18 protein-coding genes are annotated in these 19540 nt (G+C 41.9%); 9 read left to right on the top strand and 9 right to left on the bottom strand.

Going from position 1 to position 19540, the window contains the following annotated elements; translation table 11 throughout:
- The first annotated feature begins 15 nt into the window (after positions 1-15).
- Both B9Y69_RS11620 and mutS read left to right on the top strand, forming a co-directional pair.
- Positions 16-2133 carry a type IA DNA topoisomerase gene (locus B9Y69_RS11620; RefSeq protein WP_085473141.1) on the top strand — a complete coding sequence of 706 codons (2118 nt, stop codon included), beginning with the start codon at positions 16-18 and terminating at the stop codon, positions 2131-2133.
- Positions 2134-2213: 80 nt separating this feature from the next.
- Complete coding sequence (mutS, locus tag B9Y69_RS11615) at positions 2214-4820, top strand: DNA mismatch repair protein MutS (protein WP_085473140.1); 2607 nt, start codon at positions 2214-2216, stop codon at positions 4818-4820.
- A gap of 90 nt (positions 4821-4910) precedes the next feature.
- Here the strand turns inward: mutS and B9Y69_RS11610 are convergent, their stop codons facing one another.
- Positions 4911-6053 carry a hypothetical protein gene (locus B9Y69_RS11610; RefSeq protein ID WP_085473139.1) on the bottom strand — a complete coding sequence of 381 codons (1143 nt, stop codon included), beginning with the start codon at positions 6051-6053 and terminating at the stop codon, positions 4911-4913.
- Positions 6054-6142: 89 nt separating this feature from the next.
- Here B9Y69_RS11610 and B9Y69_RS11605 point away from each other — a divergent pair, with 89 nt between their 5' ends.
- Together B9Y69_RS11605 and B9Y69_RS11600 are read left to right on the top strand one after the other, a co-directional pair.
- A complete protein-coding gene (locus B9Y69_RS11605) occupies positions 6143-6850 on the top strand; it encodes a tRNA1(Val) (adenine(37)-N6)-methyltransferase (RefSeq protein ID WP_085473138.1) in 708 nt (235 codons plus the stop codon).
- 134 nt (positions 6851-6984) lie between these two features.
- Positions 6985-7479: a metallophosphoesterase family protein gene (locus tag B9Y69_RS11600; protein ID WP_085473137.1), complete on the top strand. Its 495-nt coding sequence runs from the start codon at positions 6985-6987 to the stop codon at positions 7477-7479.
- An 11-nt stretch (positions 7480-7490) separates the two neighbouring features.
- Here the strand turns inward: B9Y69_RS11600 and B9Y69_RS11595 are convergent, their stop codons facing one another.
- Entirely contained in the window at positions 7491-7826 is a 336-nt protein-coding gene (locus B9Y69_RS11595) for a MerR family transcriptional regulator (protein ID WP_085473136.1), read from the bottom strand.
- Positions 7827-7936: 110 nt separating this feature from the next.
- Between B9Y69_RS11595 and B9Y69_RS11590 the strand changes: the two genes are divergently transcribed.
- Positions 7937-8296: a hypothetical protein gene (locus B9Y69_RS11590; protein WP_085473135.1), complete on the top strand. Its 360-nt coding sequence runs from the start codon at positions 7937-7939 to the stop codon at positions 8294-8296.
- Between the two features lie 60 nt (positions 8297-8356).
- Here B9Y69_RS11590 and accD read toward each other — a convergent pair whose 3' ends face one another.
- A complete protein-coding gene (gene accD, locus B9Y69_RS11585) occupies positions 8357-9199 on the bottom strand; it encodes an acetyl-CoA carboxylase, carboxyltransferase subunit beta (protein WP_085473134.1) in 843 nt (280 codons plus the stop codon).
- Positions 9200-9423: 224 nt separating this feature from the next.
- Between accD and B9Y69_RS19455 the strand changes: the two genes are divergently transcribed.
- The gene (locus tag B9Y69_RS19455; protein ID WP_449448548.1) at positions 9424-9609 is read left to right on the top strand and encodes a hypothetical protein; all 186 of its coding nucleotides are present in this window, start codon (positions 9424-9426) and stop codon (positions 9607-9609) included.
- A 132-nt stretch (positions 9610-9741) separates the two neighbouring features.
- Here the strand turns inward: B9Y69_RS19455 and B9Y69_RS11575 are convergent, their stop codons facing one another.
- Genes B9Y69_RS11575 through dprA form a run of 3 tightly spaced genes read right to left on the bottom strand, consistent with a single transcriptional unit; the run spans position 9742 to position 12623 of the window.
- A complete protein-coding gene (locus tag B9Y69_RS11575) occupies positions 9742-9969 on the bottom strand; it encodes a DUF6814 family protein (RefSeq protein ID WP_085473133.1) in 228 nt (75 codons plus the stop codon).
- A gap of 2 nt (positions 9970-9971) precedes the next feature.
- Entirely contained in the window at positions 9972-11510 is a 1539-nt protein-coding gene (locus B9Y69_RS11570) for an MFS transporter (protein ID WP_085473132.1), read from the bottom strand.
- Between the two features lie 15 nt (positions 11511-11525).
- The gene (gene dprA, locus B9Y69_RS11565; RefSeq protein ID WP_085473131.1) at positions 11526-12623 is read right to left on the bottom strand and encodes a DNA-processing protein DprA; all 1098 of its coding nucleotides are present in this window, start codon (positions 12621-12623) and stop codon (positions 11526-11528) included.
- A 544-nt stretch (positions 12624-13167) separates the two neighbouring features.
- On the opposite strand from dprA, the gene B9Y69_RS11560 reads away from it, so the two are divergent.
- Positions 13168-13404: a hypothetical protein gene (locus B9Y69_RS11560; protein WP_085473130.1), complete on the top strand. Its 237-nt coding sequence runs from the start codon at positions 13168-13170 to the stop codon at positions 13402-13404.
- Positions 13405-13455: 51 nt separating this feature from the next.
- Here the strand turns inward: B9Y69_RS11560 and rsmG are convergent, their stop codons facing one another.
- Both rsmG and B9Y69_RS11550 read right to left on the bottom strand, forming a co-directional pair.
- Positions 13456-14091 carry a 16S rRNA (guanine(527)-N(7))-methyltransferase RsmG gene (gene rsmG, locus B9Y69_RS11555; protein WP_085473129.1) on the bottom strand — a complete coding sequence of 212 codons (636 nt, stop codon included), beginning with the start codon at positions 14089-14091 and terminating at the stop codon, positions 13456-13458.
- A gap of 23 nt (positions 14092-14114) precedes the next feature.
- Positions 14115-15260 carry a glycosyltransferase gene (locus B9Y69_RS11550; protein WP_085473128.1) on the bottom strand — a complete coding sequence of 382 codons (1146 nt, stop codon included), beginning with the start codon at positions 15258-15260 and terminating at the stop codon, positions 14115-14117.
- Positions 15261-15406: 146 nt separating this feature from the next.
- On the opposite strand from B9Y69_RS11550, the gene tgt reads away from it, so the two are divergent.
- Together tgt and B9Y69_RS11540 are read left to right on the top strand one after the other, a co-directional pair.
- A complete protein-coding gene (gene tgt / locus B9Y69_RS11545; protein WP_085473127.1) occupies positions 15407-16537 on the top strand; it encodes a tRNA guanosine(34) transglycosylase Tgt in 1131 nt (376 codons plus the stop codon).
- 63 nt (positions 16538-16600) lie between these two features.
- Positions 16601-17683: an LptF/LptG family permease gene (locus B9Y69_RS11540; RefSeq protein WP_085473126.1), complete on the top strand. Its 1083-nt coding sequence runs from the start codon at positions 16601-16603 to the stop codon at positions 17681-17683.
- 356 nt (positions 17684-18039) lie between these two features.
- Here B9Y69_RS11540 and B9Y69_RS11535 read toward each other — a convergent pair whose 3' ends face one another.
- The gene (locus B9Y69_RS11535; protein ID WP_085473125.1) at positions 18040-19506 is read right to left on the bottom strand and encodes a glutamate synthase subunit beta; all 1467 of its coding nucleotides are present in this window, start codon (positions 19504-19506) and stop codon (positions 18040-18042) included.
- Positions 19507-19540 lie beyond the last annotated feature (34 nt).

Below are 19540 nucleotides of genomic sequence, written 5' to 3'. Positions count from 1 at the left end.
GTTGAGCACGATACGATGAAAGTAGTGATAGCTGAAAAGCCGTCGGTAGCGCGAGATTTGGCGCGTGTGATGGGGGCAAAAGAAGTGAAGGACGGTTATATTAGCGGTAACGGATATGCTTTTACCTATGCATTTGGACATTTGGTGCAGCTGTGTACACCGCAGGCGTATGGCTATGCCACATGGTCCGTCGGTAATTTGCCTATTATTCCCCAGGAATTCCGTCTTGAAGCGAAAAAAGTAAAACGTGATGGTAAGCAAATGGATGATGCGGGGGCGGTAAAGCAACTGAACACCATTAAAAAATTATTGGAGGAAGCCGAGGAGATTATCGTAGCAACGGATGCTGGGCGGGAGGGTGAGTTGATCTTCCGAAATATATATTACTATTTAAAATCCAATGTGCCCTTTAAGCGGTTGTGGATTTCTTCACAAACGGATAAAGCCATCAAAGAGGGGTTCGCGAAACTTAAAGAAGGGACGGAGTACGATAGCTTATATATGTCGGCACGGTCGCGGTCGGAGTCCGATTGGTTAATCGGAATTAATGCGACACAAGCATTGACTTTAGCCGCAGGAAATCGGGGCTTGTTGTCACTTGGGCGTGTTCAAACCCCGACGTTGGCGATGATTTGCTCGCGTTATTTAGAGAATAAAGATTTTAAGCCACAGGCTTTTTATAAGATACAAGCGGGATTTGAAAAGGATAATATCGCCTTCAAGGCGACTTCTAACCGGATCGATAAAAAGGAAGATGCCGAGGATACGGTCGCTAAGATTACCGTAGGTTCGGAGGCTAAGGTGGTCAAGGTGGAAGCAAAGGAGACGAAAGAACCACCTCCACTATTGTTTGACCTGACATCACTGCAGCAGGATGCCAATAAGAAATATGGGTATTCTGCGGACCAAACTTTAACGATTGCGCAGACACTGTATGAGAAAAAGGTGATTACCTATCCGCGTACGGGATCGCGTTATATTGGGGAAGATGTTTTTGAAAAGATCGATGAGCTGTTTCAGCATCTCGCGGATACAGCGGAGGAGGGAATTGCTACGATATCGAAAAACTTGGTGGGAGCCAAGCTGAATAAGCGGTCGGTCGATGATAAGAAAGTAACAGATCACCATGCTTTATTGGTTACTGAAGAGAAACCTGGACCGATGCCGAAAGATCAGCAGCATATCTATAATATGATTGCTAAGCGTATGGTGGAGAGTTTTTCGGAGGTTTGTCTTAAAGACATTACAACCGTGACTATTGATGCACAGGGGGTTGAGCTTATTGCGAAGGGAACGGTAATCCGCCAGTATGGATGGCGCCTTTCTGCCGATCAGGTGGAGCTCCCTGATGAAGATAAAAATAATGACGATCAGGATAATGAAAATGCGCAACTGCCTAAATTAACGGCGGAAGAGTTGCTGGAAGTCTTGACGTTAGAGTTGACGGAACGTTTCACCAAAGCAAAGCCTATACATACGGAAGCTTCTTTGTTGAAGGCCATGGAAACCTCGGGTAAAGAGATTGACGATGAGGAGATGCGCCAAGCCATGAAGGATTGTGGTTTGGGAACGCCGGCAACACGTGCAGCGACGATTGAAACGCTATTTCAACGGGATTACATTAAAAGGGATAAAAAGAAGCTAATCCCAACAGAGAAGGGATTAGCGGTCTATAACCTGGTAAAAGATCGATCGATAGCGAAAGTGACCCTGACCGGTAAATGGGAACAGAAGCTGGAGGAAATGCGTGCAAATAAGGTATCGTACGATGTGTTTATGAAACATATCAAGGATTACACGGAGCGCATCACGAAAGAATTGCTGCAATTACGGATTGCGATTCAGCATGAGGAATTAAAGCCGCAGCAAAAAGGGAAGATCAAGTGCCCTAAATGTCAGCCCGGACAAATACAACTGTACGATAAGGTGGCGCAATGTGACCACTATGCACGAGGTTGCGACTTCAAGATTTGGCGCACTTTGCACGGGGTGCTTTTAGAGGAAAAGGAGATGAAAAATCTCTTGGAAAAAGGGCGGACTTCGGTCTTAAAAGGAGTGCAGCCTAAAGCTGGAACTTTCACCGAAGCAGCCTTGGTTTTTCAGGATTTTAAAGTGAACATAGCTGCACTTTAAGCCTGTTTATACCGCTATGTTTAATATTGCATATAAAAGCAAATTTATCTAAGTTTACGCTTTACTAAAATCAAAATACATTGGCAAAAGAGAAGAAACAAACCCCTTTGATGCAACAATATAACACCATTAAGGCGAAGTATCCAGGTGCTTTATTGCTGTTTCGGGTAGGGGATTTTTATGAAACTTTTGGAGAGGATGCAATTAAGGCTGCCGGAATTTTGGGCATTGTCTTAACAAAACGTGGAAATGGTTCAGAGTCGGAGACGGCACTAGCTGGTTTTCCGCATCACTCTTTGGAGACGTACTTACCTAAACTCGTACGTGCGGGCCAACGTGTTGCGATCTGCGATCAGCTGGAAGATCCAAAACAAACAAAGACTATTGTAAAACGGGGTGTGACCGAATTGGTGACGCCGGGGGTCTCCTATAGCGACAACATTGTACAGCAGAAATCAAACAATTACCTGGCATCGATTTTTGGTGAGAAAGGGCAATATGGTATTTCTTTTTTAGATATTTCCACGGGTGAGTTTTCGGTCGCGCAAGGGAGCGAGAGTTACATCGATAAACTGTTGCAGGGGTTTAAACCCACTGAGGTTATACTTCCCAAAAAGCAATATAAAGATTTTGTAGAACATTTCGGTTCTAACTATTATACATACACGTTGGATGAATGGCCGTATACAGGTGATTATGCAACAGAGGCTCTTTTAAAGCATTTCGAGGTCAATTCCATGAAGGGCTTTGGCATCGAACGGATGAATCTTGGTATTGTGGCTGCCGGGGTGGCGCTGCATTATCTGAATGAAACGGAACATCGTAACTTACAACATATATCGAATGTCTCGCGGATCGAAGAGGACCGCTTTATGTGGTTGGATCGTTTTACCATACGTAATCTAGAATTGATCGGTTCGGCCAATGAAAATGCGACAACTTTAGCTGATGTTTTAGATCAAACCTCCTCTCCGATGGGGGCGCGCTTGCTCAAGCGTTGGATTGTGATGCCGTTGAAAGATCTTAAATCCATTCAAGAGCGTCTCGATGTAGTGGACTATTTCTTGTCGCATAAAGATTTGCGGGATTCGTTGATTCAGGAAATCAAACAAGTAGGAGACTTAGAGCGATTGATTTCGAAAATTGGTCTTCAGAAAGCTAATCCGCGCGAGATTACACAGCTAAAGCGTGCACTCTATGCGGTAGAAAAACTGAAGGTTTTGGCGAATATTGAAGACTCGGAACCTTTACGGATGATCGCCGATCAGTTGAATGTATGCGAGGTTATCCGAACGAAAATTGAAACCACCATTCAGGCAGAACCTCCCGTTGCTTTAAACAAAGGTAATGTGATTGCCGATGGAGTCGATGAGGCGCTGGATAAGTTACGTAAAGTAGCGTTTGGTGGGAAAGATTACTTGTTGGAAATACAGCGACGCGAGGCGGAAGCTACGGGAATCCCATCGTTGAAAATCGCTTTTAATAATGTGTTTGGTTATTATTTGGAAGTGACCAATACGCATAAAGATAAGGTGCCTGAAGGTTGGATTCGTAAGCAGACTTTGGTCAATGCAGAGCGGTATATAACAGAAGAGTTAAAGGAATATGAGGAGCAAATCCTAGGCGCAGAAGAAAAGATACAGGTTATTGAAAATCGCATCTATGCAGAGCTCATGGTTGATATCGCAGAATACATCAAGCCTATTCAGCTCAATGCCCAGCTTATTGCAAAGTTAGATGTGCTGTTGAATTTCGCTGTTATTGCAGAGAAGAACTATTACATCAAGCCTGAAGTAAGTAACAGTAAGGTATTGGATATTAAGGGAGGACGTCACCCTGTGATTGAACGGAATCTTCCGATTGGAGAAGACTATATTACGAATGATACCTTTTTAGATCCTGAAACGCAACAGATTATTATTATCACAGGACCTAACATGGCAGGTAAGTCGGCTTTGTTACGACAGACGGGCCTTATTGTTTTGATGGCACAGATTGGTTCTTTTGTTCCGGCAAAGGAAGCTTATATCGGTTTGGTTGATAAGATTTTTACGCGGGTAGGCGCTTCGGATAATTTGTCGTCTGGAGAATCTACTTTTATGGTGGAGATGAATGAAACGGCAAGCATCATGAACAACCTGTCAGATCGTTCGTTGATTTTATTGGATGAGATTGGTCGTGGTACAAGCACGTATGATGGTATCTCGATCGCATGGGCGATTGCGGAATTCTTGCATAATCATCCTGCGGCGCGTGCAAAGACATTGTTTGCGACGCATTATCATGAGCTTAATGAACTGACTAATTCGATGAACCGTATCAAGAACTATAATGTCACGGTCAAGGAGATGAATAACAAAGTCATCTTCTTGCGTAAGCTGGTTCCAGGCGGCTCCGAACATAGTTTTGGTATTCATGTCGCGAAATTGGCGGGGATGCCTCCAAAACTTATCGGTCGCGCCGGCGAAATTTTGAAACGATTGGAACAGGAGCGGACTGGTGGGGAGCAGATCAAAGATAGTATGCGTAAGATTCAAAAACAGGCGTATCAGTTGCAGATGTTTTCTATTGATGATCCTGTTTTGAGTAAGATACGGGATATGCTTAATAATTTAGATGTTAATACCTTGACGCCCGTAGAGGCTTTAATGAAGCTGGATGAGATTCAACGCTTGTTGAAGCATTAAAGTTATAGCGGGAATTGTTGGGGTACCCCAATCCTACACGGAGCCTGCCGGCCGGAGCTAGGCAGGCTCAAATACCATGAAATTGTCCTTCTAAAACCTGAAGAATACTTGCAAGCTACCGTAATTGGGCTGAATGCTTGTTAACAGGTTATTGTCCCAGTTGTAAGGCACATAATTGTATGCCGCTTCTAGGCCGATATATTTCTTTCCACCCAAATGATGCATGGCCGCAAAGCCAACAGAGCTACGCATCGTATTGACGTTGTTGTATTTTATGTTGGAGCCATAATTTTCATCGCCCCAGTAGTCTCCACCAGTATCTTCACTCAATCCAGTGCCTGTAGACTCCCAATAAAGCCCAACTTTTGGATAGAGGATAAACTTATAATTATCGAACACTTTGTAACCCAATGTGCCACCAAAACTATAGCTTGCGCTCGAGTTGACATCTTCTGTATTGCCATACAGTAAGTAATCAAAGTTTCGATCGTTACTATTGATACGGACACGGATACCTAACTCGTAGAGAACGGCGGATGATATTTTGGAAGAGAACATGAATCCGAAAACAGGATTGCTCTTAAATACGGGGTTGGATCCTGTTAATGGTGTTTCTACACCGGCATAAATACTAAATCCGGAACGATCTCTATCTGTATAGTTGGTTCTGATTTTTTGAATAGCACTTGGTTGAGGTGTTGCGGTCTGCTTTTCGTAAGATTGATAAAAGCTATCAATGTCATCGGCAAATAGAAAGGCAATTTGTTTTTCAGAATCACGCAGACTAAATGCTGTCGACTGAAGCAAAGCCCGTGCTTTTAATCGAACGAGAGAGTCTATGGGGTGATTTAAAGGCACGTAGTTGAAGTCTGCTTTATTCTCCCTATAAATCTGTGCATATTTTGTTTCAACACTATAATCCCACCGCATGACCAACACGTCGTGATATTTTTTATCTAAATAGTCTTGGATGAGTTTTTCAGTATGTTGACGTTCAATCAATGCGCGAAGAATGCGTAAACGTTGCGTGAATTCATTTTGACCACAGACGCCTTCTATTGTTGCGAGTGTAGGTTCAAGCGCTGCATAGTCATTTTTTGTTACCATGGGACCGATTTTGTCCAAGGCAATTTTTGTTATCTGTTCACAATCTTGCCACGTTTTATCTGTTGCTGCTGTCGACAGAAAAGAGAAACCGGTGATGTAGAGGAGAATAAGGTAGAATCTAGACATAATTTGTATGTTACCGCCAAATTAGGAATTTTTATTGGTTTATAAAACGTTGTCGATTTTAGGAGCGAAATTTAACATTATCTTTGCATATGGGTTCTGTTTTTCGATTTAAGCAGTTTGAAGTGGATCAAGGAGCATGCGCGATGAAAATTAATACCGATGGCGTATTATTGGGAGCGGTGGCCGATCAGCAAAAGGTAGCGTATGTTTTGGATATAGGTACGGGGACAGGAGTAATTGCGTTGATGTTGGCGCAGCAGTATCCCGAAGCACGTATTGATGCGGTTGAAGTGGATGAAATCGCTGCTCGGCAAGCGGAGCAGAATTTTGCGACGGCACCTTTTCCGAATCAGATGAAAGTATTTCATACTTCATTTGAAAATTTTAGACCGGAATATACGTATGATCTTATTGTTTCTAATCCACCCTTTTATACAAAATCATTGCATAATCCGGATGATAGAAAGCGTCTGGCAAGACATGCCGATGAGTTGTTTTTTGAAAAACTGGTTTGTTTTGTTGCTGATTATTTGTCGCCGAATGGTGTGTTTCAGTGTATAGTTCCTTCAGAATTAGCGGATTGGATTGGAGCTGCTTTGCTGCCAGGAAAGGGATTGTTTGTACACGAAGTGACGGCCATATCTTCCTTTGAAGGATCAGATGTTATTCGTAAGATTTTGAAAGTCGGTTATTTGCCGATTGCGACAGCCCGCAAAGAACTGTTTATTTATGAAAGTAAGGGCGTCTATTCGCCGCAGTACAAAAAGTTGTTGCAGTCTTTCTTTTTAGCGTTTTAGTTCAAAGAGGTGCTAAAATAGAACGTAAGTAGACAGGAGCCACAGGCTCGCGCCAGTAGGCTGGTTATCCGCAAGTGAGTCGCCTACTATTCGTATGCCACGCTCATTATGTAATAAAGAATTAAAAAAATACAATGAAGAAAATAGGTTTGTTATCAGATACTCACAGTTATTTAGACGACGCGGTGTTTAAGCATTTCGATGGGTGTGATGAAGTGTGGCATGCAGGCGATTTTGGTTCATTGGAGATTGTCGAAAAGCTTTCTGCTTTTAAACCGTTTAAAGGTGTTTACGGTAATATCGATGGTAAAGATATACGTGTGTCCTGTCCCGAACATCAGCGTTTTTCGTGTGAAGGCGTCGATGTATGGATGACGCATATTGGAGGGTATCCAGGACGGTATTCACCGTTGGTGAAACCTGAAATTATGATAAACCCGCCTAAATTATTTATTTGCGGACATTCCCATATTCTGAAGGTTCAGTTTGATCCCAAGCTACAGTTGTTACATTTGAACCCGGGTGCGGCAGGAAAACATGGATGGCATAAAGTACGTACCTTGATGCGTTTTGTAATTGATGGCGATAAAATCGAAAAATTAGAAGTAATCGAGCTTGGTGAACGGTAGTTCAAGAATTTCTATAAACTGTCGCGTACATCCAGAAGAAACCCTTTCAGTTTCTCTAAAGAATCAATGACCCGTTGGTTTTCCTTTACCTCATTTTTATTGGAACGTAAATAGTCGCGTGCTCCCTGCAAGGTATACCCCTTGTCTTTTACTAAACTAAAGATAATCTTAAGGTTGGCAATATCATCCTGGGTAAAGAGTCGATTCCCTTTTTTGTTCTTTTTGGGTTGAAGAATATCAAACTCTCGCTCATAAAAACGTATTTGGGAAGCGTTGACGTTGAACATCTCGGTCACTTCACCCATGGTATAGTATAACTTGTTTATTTCGCGTTCTTTGTACGGCATAGTTTAAATTCTGCTTTAACAAACTTAGATAAATTTGCCTTTATATGCAATACGAATGTATGGATAAAAGATTTTTATTGTGTAAACTTACTTCTGTATTGGATTGCATTATGAAAGGTAAGATTATTGTCAGTAAGTTTTGGACTAATTTTTTGTCGGGTCGAAGAGCGGCCGCGGTAACTATTTTTCCATTTATATTGATTATCGATAAGTCTTTTCGCTATGATCGTGTTCTTGTGAATCATGAGCGTATACATTTATCGCAAGCTTTGGAGCTCCTGATTGTTCCTTTTTATGTGTGGTACTTCACAGAATTTTTACTTCACTATATTCGAATCAGAGATTTTAAACAAGCCTATTTACGTATTTCCTTTGAGCGGGAGGCTTACCGCAATGAATCGAATCTGCAGTATTTGAAGACACGTAAGTTTTGGGCTTTTACAGCATATTTTAATAGCAACAACGTTTAGGGAAAAAAAAAGAGCCACATAATATGTGACTCTATTGATATACTTTGTTTCAGCAGTACACTACTTTACAAGACGTAAGTAGGCCGCTACTTTTTCTTTTAGTTTTCTTCGGTCAACAATAAAATCTAGGAATCCGTGCTCCAAAACAAACTCAGATGTTTGGAATCCCTTAGGTAGGTCTTTTTTGATTGTTTCTTTAATTACCCGCGGGCCGGCAAAACCGATTAAAGCTCCAGGTTCTGCGATATTGATATCCCCTAACATTGCATATGAAGCCGTTACCCCACCCGTTGTAGGATCTGTCAATAGACAGATGTAGGGAATTTGAGCTTTCGCTAATAAGGCTAGCTTGGCAGATGTTTTCGCCATTTGCATTAAGGAAAATGCAGCTTCCATCATACGTGCGCCACCTGATTTCGAGATCAGCATGAACGGGATTCTGTGTTCGATACAATAATCGATAGAGCGTGCAATCTTTTCTCCAACAACGGATCCCATTGATCCACCAATAAAGTTGAAATCCATACAAGCAATAACGATGTCTTGTCCATCCATTTTACCATGGCCACTGCGGATTGCATCTTTTAGTCCTGTTTTTGCTTGGCTGTCAGCTAAACGTACAGGATATGGCTTGGTGTCTGAAAATTTAAGGGGATCTCCCGATGTAAGGTTCGGAAACAATTCCGTGAAATTGTTGTCGTCGAAAAGGATGGAAAAATAAGCTGAAGAACCGATACGGATATGATAGTCGCAATATTGGCAAACATACTTGTTTTCAATTTGCTCACTATTTAATAGAGGCTTCTTACAGTTCGGACATTTATTCCACATCCCGTCAGGTGCTTCCTTTTTATTTTCTGTTGCAGTATTGATTCCTGCTTTGTTTCTTTTAAACCAACTCATGCTTTTTCGTTAATTCGGACTACAAAGAAACAAAAAATATCGTACAAAGTGCAAAGTAGTTCGTAGTTAGTACACAAAGTAGTTCGTGCGGAGTGCCGCGTATAGGGACGTAACTCGTGAGGGAGGCGCTTGTGCTTTAGAAAGTCTGGCGCATTTGCGTCTCCTGTCAATAAAGAATTAATCTACCGTGATAGGTACACAAGATTTTGCGCTGTAAAAAACACATGTGCTTGATATTTCTTCGTCTATTCTGGAATGTAAAAATGGATGGTAAAGGGAGAGAAAAAAAGTGGGTAAGCGATTCCTATCGCACCGCTCAACCAAATACCCTTGCTTTGTTCCCAACCTGGGGGAGTCAATGGGAGCTGGTCGTAGGAGACTTACCCGCGACAAAAGTAGGAAAAAATTAATAGGATGCAAAGTTATTTACCCTTATTTGCTTAGGTGTCTGATTGTCAGTGAGGAAAAATTATAGCTTTTTATCAATCTCGTACTTTTTAGGCCGTCGGTTAAAAAGTACGAGATTGTTTTATATTTCTTGGCTACATTTTTTTCTGATCATATTCTCCCGTTAGAGCAAAATAACCAAAAACGGCTAAGCCAATACTAATAATAGGAGTAAGGATGAATAATATGATAATTCCAAAAACGAGATCTTCTTGGTGCCCGGTACTCAATTTGGGCAAACCAAAATGGAATACACAGAAATAAGCTGTTAAAAGTGCTAGTGCAATCCATACGATGCCGAGTATTCGTTTTAAACCTTCCATTGTTATTGATCTTTTTTAGTTACTGACATAGATTTTGTTATATAAATAGCGCCGATAATGAAGCAGACAGCTGAGATAATGATGGGATACCAAAGGCCTGATAAATAATAATCGGCTTGACCTTTACTCAGGGCATTGCTGGCCAGGTAAGTAGATACAGCAGGAAGTAATCCGCCGAAGATGCCGTTTCCGATATGATACGGCAAAGACATGGACGTATAACGTATCTGGACCGGGAATAGTTCTACCAGAAAGGCTGCGATTGGACCATAGACTAAAGTAATGTACAGGATTTGTATAAAAATTAAGAATACCAATTTTGCATAGTTACCACCAGAGATGTGTACTACACTTTTCGCGGTGATATAAGGTTTGCCATCTTTTAAAATAGGTGTTTTGTTTTTATCCAGGTGGGTAATTTCTGTGTTTTTAACCGACGTCCCGTCCGTAAAGGATTGCGTTGTCGTGTGTATTTCATTCATCCCATCCGATGTTTCTATGGTGGTATGCGATGCCGCGATAACTGCAGCCGTTTCTGTTTTCGTACTTAGGTTCGTGATTTGATACATGCTTTCATAGATTGGTCTATACGTTAATAGTGCCAAGAGCATACCTGTCAACATCACCCATTTTCGACCAACTTTGTCACTTAGTTTACCACAGATAACAAAGAAAGGTGTTCCCAATAACAAAGCTATCCCTAAAATCAAGTCTGCCTGATCGCTCTCCAGAAACATTACTGTTTTCATAAAGCTCATGGAATAAAACTGTCCGGTATACCAAACAACACCTTGCCCCATTGCAGCTCCAAATAATGCTAATAACACGAACTTGAGGTTGTATTTGTTCCCGAAACTTTCTTTGAGCGGGTTGGTCGCTGTTTTTCCTTCTGCCTTTGCTTGCTTAAATTCAGGTGACTCATCCATGTTTTTACGGATAAGATAAGATACATACACCATGAAAATAGAGAGAACAAAGGGAACGCGCCAGCCCCAGTCATCAAATTGTTGTTCCGTTAGCAGGAAGCGTGTTAGGAGAATCACGACTAATGATATAAATAAACCAAAGGTGGCCGTTGTCTGTATCCAGGAGGTCCAATACCCGCGTTCCCCTTTGGGGCTATATTCGGCGACATATGTAGCCGCTCCTCCATACTCACCACCGAGAGCCAGTCCTTGAAGAAGTCGGAGAACAAGTACAATGAGTGGTGCAAAAAAGCCAATAGATTCATAACTGGGCGTACAGCCAATAAGAAAGGTGGCTCCTCCCATCAGCATCAGGGTAACCATAAAGGTATATTTTCGGCCAATCATATCGCCTAGACGGCCGAAAAAGAGTGCGCCAAAGGGGCGGACTACGAAACCCGCCGCAAAAGTTGCTAATGTCGATAGAAAGGCGGCTGTTGGATTGTCGGCTGGAAAGAATTTGGTTGCCAGGACGACAGAAAGGCTTCCGAAGATGAAAAAGTCGTACCATTCAATTAACGTGCCCAGTGACGAAGCACCAATAACCTTCCATAAGGTCTTTTTGTTGTTTTGCATGTGTGTTTATTAGGTTTATAGGTTTTTGTATATTTTTCCGGGTAAGGAAATGATATGCTCGTTTATCTCGAGGTCCAGCAAGATCATAGCGAGCTTACTTAGGGGCCAGCCCAGATGTCGAGCAATATCATCGATATGAGCTGTTTCTTTTTCTAGGATGAAGCTATAAAGCGAGGTTTCATCTGTATTTAGATCCGGGGGAAGTAGACGTAGTTGTTTGCCATGTGTCTCAGGCTTTGATCTTTCCCATCCCATTAAATAAAGCAGATCAGCTGCGTTTCGTATTAAATGAGCCCGATGTGTTTTAATCAGGTAATTGCAGCCTTCGGAATATTCTTGATCTATAGCACCAGGAAAAGCGCAAACGTCGCGATTGTAGCTATTTGCGATCTCCGCGGTGATAAGTGCTCCTCCTTTTTTAGCGGCTTCAATTACAATGGTTACATCGCTTAGGCCCGCAATAATTCTGTTGCGTGCAGGAAAGTTCATGCGGTCGGGCTTGGTTTGGGATGGAAACTCGGTGAGCAGACCGCCGTTTTCCAGCATCTTCGAAGCTACTTCACGGTGAGGAGCTGGATAAATGGTATCGAGACCATGCCCTAGAACACCAATTGTTGACAGATTGTGTTTTAGTGCCATGCGATGAGCCTGCACGTCTATCCCATAGGCTAGACCACTGATTACTTGTACACCAAGCTCCGCTAATTCGGTTACCAAATCGTCACAAATTCCCTTACCGTAGCTGGTCGCATTTCGGGTGCCGACAATACTTACAGCATATTGTGGGTTCAGGTTTGTATTCCCTTTAAAATATAATACCAAAGGAGCATCCGCACATTGCCTTAAGCGCTTCGGATAAGAATCATCTGTTACACTTAGCACCTCTATATTGTGTTTCTCTACGAACTTAAGCTCTTCTTCAGCAAGGGACATATAGCTTTTGGAAAGAATAGATTCTACCGTCACATGCCCTATATTGGGGATACGAAGTAATTCTTCTTTTGAGGCATGGAAAATTGCATCCACAGAACCACAATGTGTCAATAGGCTTCGGGCCGTTTTTGGCCCAACACCTTTGATCTTTGAGAGTGCTATTTGATGTAGTTTGTTCATAATTGGATAGTTAAACTTAAAAAAAATAGCGCGCACCTGCAATATTTATCTTGTTAAGTTTTTAGCGTTGGCTTTATAGAGTTGGTCGTTCTTAGTTGGTCGTTCGTGGTTGGTTGTTTCTGGTTGACGGTGTCTTGTCAGTAAACTAGGATGCGTTGTTTGTTATTTAATGTACAGCATTAGTTGTTCTTAGTTGGTAGTTCGTGGTTGGTTGTTTCTGATTGACGGTGTCTTGTCAGTAAACTAGGATGCGTTGTTTGTTATTTAGTATGCTGCATTACTAGTTTGTAGTAGTTCGTTTGTAGCGTGTAGTTTATTGCTTGTGTTTTATGGTAGGTCGTTAGTAAAGCATGAAAGGGTATCGAGCCTGCACGGTATATTTTTGGACGTGGATGGTTGCCTTGTTCTAGCGGATTCGTTACTTTTTTGCGAACATAAGACACCCGAGCTACTAGCGTAGAGCCATTAGATTAAGCTACGCGGTGTCCTTCCGGGCTTGTGTCAAATGACAGAAAAACGGTATCTTTGAAGGAAAATAAATATTATGGAATTAGAAGGCGCAAAAGAACCATTTGATATTGAAATCGGCGAATCCGTTTACTCCATCTTTCCGGAAGAAGAAGATGTGTTTATGGTTTTTAAAGATGGTGAGGAGTATGTTAAAATTATAAAGGACACCGATTCCATGTGGTTGAAACTACATCCTGAGACCGAATTGCCAATGTTTGGTATGGACGAGGAAGTCAATACCATCGGACAGGAGATTCTTCGGCATATCTAAAGAGTTTTTAGTTGGTCGTTTTTTACAAAACCACCAACTAAAAACTAAGCCCTACATCGGCACGTAAACGACATACTTTGTTTCAAAGAAGTCCTCTTCGAAATAATCAGAAAGGGGGTGCAATTCCGCTTTTAATCGAGACTCTTTAATTTCCTCTTTTAGGTCTCCTCCTTTAAGGTAAAGAATACCATTAGGCACACCATTTTTATCTTTCTTTTCAAATTTATTACGAATCCACGGCGCGAAATCGGCGAGGCGTGTTACTGCGCGAGAAACGACAAAGTCATATCTGTAATCCAGTTCTTCTGCACGAATGTGATCTGCTTCGACATTTTCTAAACCAATAGCCTGTGCTACTTCACGTACTACCTTTATCTTTTTTCCGATTGAGTCTACTAAGTGAAAGTGAACCTCCGGAAATAAAATTGCTAATGGAATTCCGGGGAAGCCACCGCCGGTACCGACATCTAAGACACGTGTACCTGCCGCAAATTTTGTTATAAACTTCGCAATGCCCAAGGAATGCAGTACATGGTGCAGGTATAAGCTTTCGATATCTTTCCGCGAAACGACATTAATTTGATTGTTCCAAAAAGGATATACTTCAGCGAGCTGAGCAAATTGTTCCTTCTGTTTGTCCGTGAGGTTCGGAAAATACTTGTATATAATATCTACTGTTGGATTCATTGTTATCGGGGATTAAATTGTTACTACTTCCAGGAAGTTTGTTTTTTCTTTCTGTTGAACAGTCCGTTGATGCAAATATAGAAATAGTAAAATAGGTCGAGAAAGGGAAGCCACAACAAGAGGTCTCGAACTTCTAACTTTCTATATATGTTACTAAATATAATATACTGAACAAGTAAGCGTAACAGGTACGCAGCAAGGGGTACATACCAGAAGGAAGGAAGCAGCAATATGCTGGCAAGAAGGGCCAGATAAAATAAGACTGCAGTGACGAGCTGTGTGGCAAGCATGCGCTTATGACGGGATTTGTATAAAACAGATGCTCCGCTATGTCTCGCTTTTTGTTTGTAATAGCTTTTCCATGTATCCTTCGGGACAGAATGCATAAAAGAATCTGGATGAATTGCAATGTTCACATTAGAACGGGTCGCATTATGGTTGACAAAAAGATCATCATCGCCAGATTTAATATGCATATGTTTATTGAAACCTTTGCCTTTAAAGAATAAGGATTTGGTGTAAGCGAGATTACGACCCACGCCCATATACGCATTTTTTTTAAGGGCATAGGCGAGATAACTCATGGCTGTGTGCGTCGTTTCAAAGCGTATAAGTCTGTTCAGAAATCCACGATGTCGGAAATAGGGAGAATAACCTAGGACAATTTCTTTGTCCTCCGTAAAAGCTCCGGCCATTTCCGCCAACCATAATTTGGAATTGGGTTGACAATCGGCATCGGTAAAGACTAGATATTCATGCTTTGCCGCCTTAATGCCTAGCGTAACCGCAAATTTCTTGGTATGCTTAAGCTGTACGTGTTCTTGAATCTGAACGACCTTCAGTTTGTCTGGATATTGTCTTAAGAAATCTTGTAAGATCCATTCGGTGTCGTCTGTGGAGCAGTCGTTAACAACCACGACTTGAAAGTCCGGGTATTCCTGTTCCAGGATGCCGGGTAAGAAGGTCTTTATGTTTTCTTGCTCATTGTGCGCGCATATAATAACACTGACCGGCGGCTGAGGCGTGGCTTCTTGGAAAGATTTTACCCGATAGCCAGCGAGCTTTCCGTACACAAAAATCAGGTAGTATAACTGAATGAATAGTAGAATGCCTAGTATCCCAAAAGGAATAAAGGAAATAAAGGGTGTAACTTGTTCGAGAAGCGTCATATTGAAGTCTCAAAGATAAGGTCTTCTACTAAGAATACAGGGAGAAAAGGTTAAGTTTTATTAAGATTTTACTCCCTAGTCGTTTCGTCGCTTTTTTTATCCTATTTTTGCAGGGATTCTGCCATAAGGGCAGGAGGGAAGACAATATGAAATTTACGCTTCAAGCACAAGATAAAGGTTCACGCGCCAGAGCCGGGGTATTGGAAACTGCTCATGGAAATATTCAAACACCGATTTTCATGCCCGTTGGTACGGCAGGGACTGTTAAAGCAGTACATCAGCAGGAATTAGTAAACGATATACAAGCACAGATTATTCTGGGAAATACGTATCATCTTTATTTACGTCCCGGATTGGATGTGTTGAATAAAGCAGGAGGTCTGCATAAGTTTATCAATTGGGATAGACCTATCTTGACCGATTCGGGTGGTTATCAAGTTTACTCCCTAACAGAAGTGCGTAAGATTCGGGAAGAGGGGGTGACCTTTAGATCACATGTGGATGGTTCTAAACATTTATTTACACCCGAAAATGTCATGGATACGCAACGAATAATCGGTGCGGATATTATTATGGCTTTCGACGAGTGTACACCTTATCCTTGTGAGTATAATTATGCACGTAGATCAATGGATATGACACATCGCTGGTTGAAGCGCTGTGTGGATCGTTTTGATAGTACAGAGCCGTTATATGGTTATGAACAAACGTTATTCCCGATTGTTCAAGGTTCTGTGTATAAAGATTTGCGCGCTAAATCGGCGGAGGCAATTGCTTCCTTCAATCGGGATGGTAATGCGATTGGCGGGCTTTCTGTTGGAGAGCCAGCGGAAGAGATGTATGCAATGACCGAGGTGGTAACCAATATTTTGCCATACGAGAAACCTCGTTATCTGATGGGCGTTGGTACACCTATAAATATTTTAGAAAATATCGCATTGGGTATCGATATGTTTGATTGTGTGATGCCTACCCGTAATGCACGTAACGGAATGCTATTTACACGCAACGGTATTATCAATATCAAGAATGAAAAGTGGAAAGATGACTTCTCACCGATTGAGGCAGAGAGTGACCTTTTAGTAGATCAGATCCATACAAAGGCCTATTTGCGCCACCTTATTCGTTCGCAAGAAATTTTAGGTGCACAGATTGCTTCGTTGCATAACCTTCATTTCTATTTGTGGTTAGTTGGACAGGCTCGTGAAAAGATTATTGATGGTACATTCTACGATTGGAAAGAGAAAATGGTGAAAGTATTGGGACAGCGATTGTAAAAGGTAAATCGCTAAATTAGGTATATCATTATCAACTAAACTTACTATTTTTGATTTCGGAAGATGAACATTATTGATCGCTATATCATCAAAAAATACCTGAGTACTTTCGTATTCACAGTGGGTATTTTTATTGTGGTGATCGTGGTGTTTGACGTATCGGAAAAGCTGGATGATTTTCTGAAGAATAAAGCGCCGATGTCAAAGGTCTTTCTTCAGTATTATGCGTTGGGAAGTATTCCTTTCTTCCTGAATATGCTTACTCCGCTAATCAATTTTATTGCTGTTATTTTCTTTACCTCAAAGATGGCAGATCAAACGGAGGTTGTTCCAATCCTGAGTGGAGGAATGAGCTTCAACCGATTCCTGCGGCCATATATGATCTCGGCGGGATTGATATTTTCTTTTACCTTAGTATTGAACCTGTGGGTTATTCCTTACACGAACAAGGTAAAAGTACAGTTTGAAAATGTGTATGTAAAACCCCAAAAGGTAAGCTCATCGACTTTATCTACCCATATGCAAATAGATTCGAATACCTATGTGTATGTTGGGAATTTCGAAACCCGGACTAATATTGGTTACGATTTTTCTTTGGAGAAATTCGATGGGGATAAATTAGTAGAGAAATTGATGGCGCAGCGTATTACATGGGATTCAGTTGCGACGAAGTGGAAGATTGAAGATTATACCGTGCGTAAGATCGATGGTTTTAAAGAGACCATGGAGAATGGTACCGTCCGAGATACAACATTGGATATGCTGCCGCGTGATTTTGAGGTCTATGATAATGTCTTTACGGCCATGGATACGAAGGAATTGAATGAACGGATTAGCAAAGAGGAAACACGCGGGACGGGCATGATGACAGACTTATTGTTGGAAAAATATAAACGATATATTGGACCTTTCTCCGCGTTCATCTTAACATTAATGGGGGTGTCTCTATCTTCAAAAAAAGTGCGTGGTGGGATCGGTCTTAGTTTGGGTATTGGTATAGCCTTAAGTTTTACCTACCTTCTGCTGGTGCAGTTTTCTACCATGTTCTCTCTCAAGGGTGGGTTAGACCCGTTGATCGCTATTCTCATTCCTAATGTTTTATTTCTCGTTATTGCGTTGTGGTTAAAAGATAAAGCACCGAAGTAGTTTGTTGTTGTTGGTTTGTTGTGGGGAGAGGTAAAGAGGCGAAGGGGCAAAGAAGTGAAGCGGTAAAAGGGTGAAGGTGTATAGAGGTGAAGAAGAGGAGAAGTAGTGCAGAGGTAAAGAAGTGAAGCGGTAAAAGGATGTAGAGGTATAGGTGTAGAGAGGTGAAGAAATAAGATTTTGTTATAGTAGAGACGTAAGATGTTGTGTCTAAAAAAGTAAATTACAAGATATAGCTGCGTAGAGCCCTTCGGAGTTTGGTCTACAACTTTGAAATACAAAACCTTAATAAATAATAAAAGCCGGATGGGAATCCGGCTTTTTTACTTTTGTACTAGAACGTACTAAAGTATATGAAATTAAGCGTATGAGACTATTTTATCTTTGGACTCCAACTCGGAATAACCCATCAAGTATTCATCCACCTTACGTGCACATTCGCGTCCCTCGGATATAGCCCAGACAACGAGTGACTGACCGCGGCGCATATCGCCGGCAACGAATATTCTGTCGGCAGAGGTTTTATATTCTCCTTCTGTGGCTTCTACATTTCCACGGCCGTCCAATTTAACGCCAAGCTGTTCCAAAAGACCTTGATGTTGTGGGTGTAAGAATCCCATTGCCAAGGTTACGAGTTCACACGGTAACTCGCGTTCGGAACCTGCAACCTCCTGAAACTTTGTTGGTCGTCCGAAGGTGTCTGTTTCCCACTCCAAATCTACCACTAAGGCAGCGCGAAGGTTTCCCTTCTCATCTCCTAAGAAAGCTTTGGTATTGATGCTCCAAAAACGCTGACATCCCTCTTCATGCGATGTGGTTGTTTTTAACAACATCGGGTATGTTGGCCATGGCATAGCTGCTGTGCGCTCTTTCGGTGGTTGTGGCATAAGCTCAAATTGAGTAACTGAGGTTGCACCGTGTCGGTTGGAGGTACCAACACAATCAGAACCGGTATCGCCACCACCGATAACGAGGACATTTTTACCTTGGGCATGAATTTCTTCAACCTCAATAGGAGAACTGCCTACGCGTTTATTTTGCTGTTTTAAGAACTCCATCGCATAATGAACCCCTTTTAATTCACGGCCAGGTATAGGTAAGTCGCGTGGTATGGTGGAGCCACCTGTTAAGATCACAGCATCATAAGACTGTAGCTCACTTACATGTACATTCTTTCCTACTTCTGCGTTGGTACGGAATTCAATACCCGATTGTTCCATGACCTCGACTCGACGATCAATAACAGACTTATCTAGTTTAAAGTCTGGGATGCCATAACGAAGCAACCCTCCGACCTTATCGTCCCGCTCATAAACGACCACATCATGTCCTGCTTTATTCAATTGTGCTGCGGCAGCGAGTCCGGCTGGACCTGAACCGACAACAGCTACTTTTTTCCCTGTTTTGAGGAAACTTTTATTTGGCTGCACATATCCTTTTTTGTAGGCGATTTCAATGATGTGCTTTTCGATTTCCTCGATGGATACAGGCGATTTATTAATCCCCAATACGCAGGCCGCTTCACACGGTGCTGGACAAATCCGACCTGTAAACTCTGGAAAGTTATTGGTGGAGGAGAGGATTAAATAAGCGTCTTCCCAGCGACCGTCATACACGGCGTCGTTGAACTCAGGAATCACATTGCCTAGTGGGCAGCCCGAGTGGCAAAAAGGAATGCCACAATTCATACAACGTGCTGCTTGATTATTCAGTTGGTCGTCAGAATAGCTGTTGACGAACTCCTGATAATTTTGTTTTCTATTTTCTACAGCATCCTTTTGTGGAAGCGTACGTTCAAATTCTAAAAATCCTGTTGGTTTTCCCATGATCTGTTGTTGTTTCTACTTTTTTAGATACAAA

Source organism: Sphingobacterium psychroaquaticum, from assembly GCF_900177625.1.
In the GTDB taxonomy this organism is placed as follows: domain Bacteria; phylum Bacteroidota; class Bacteroidia; order Sphingobacteriales; family Sphingobacteriaceae; genus Sphingobacterium; species Sphingobacterium psychroaquaticum.
This window is presented reverse-complemented; position numbering and strand designations above follow the sequence as displayed.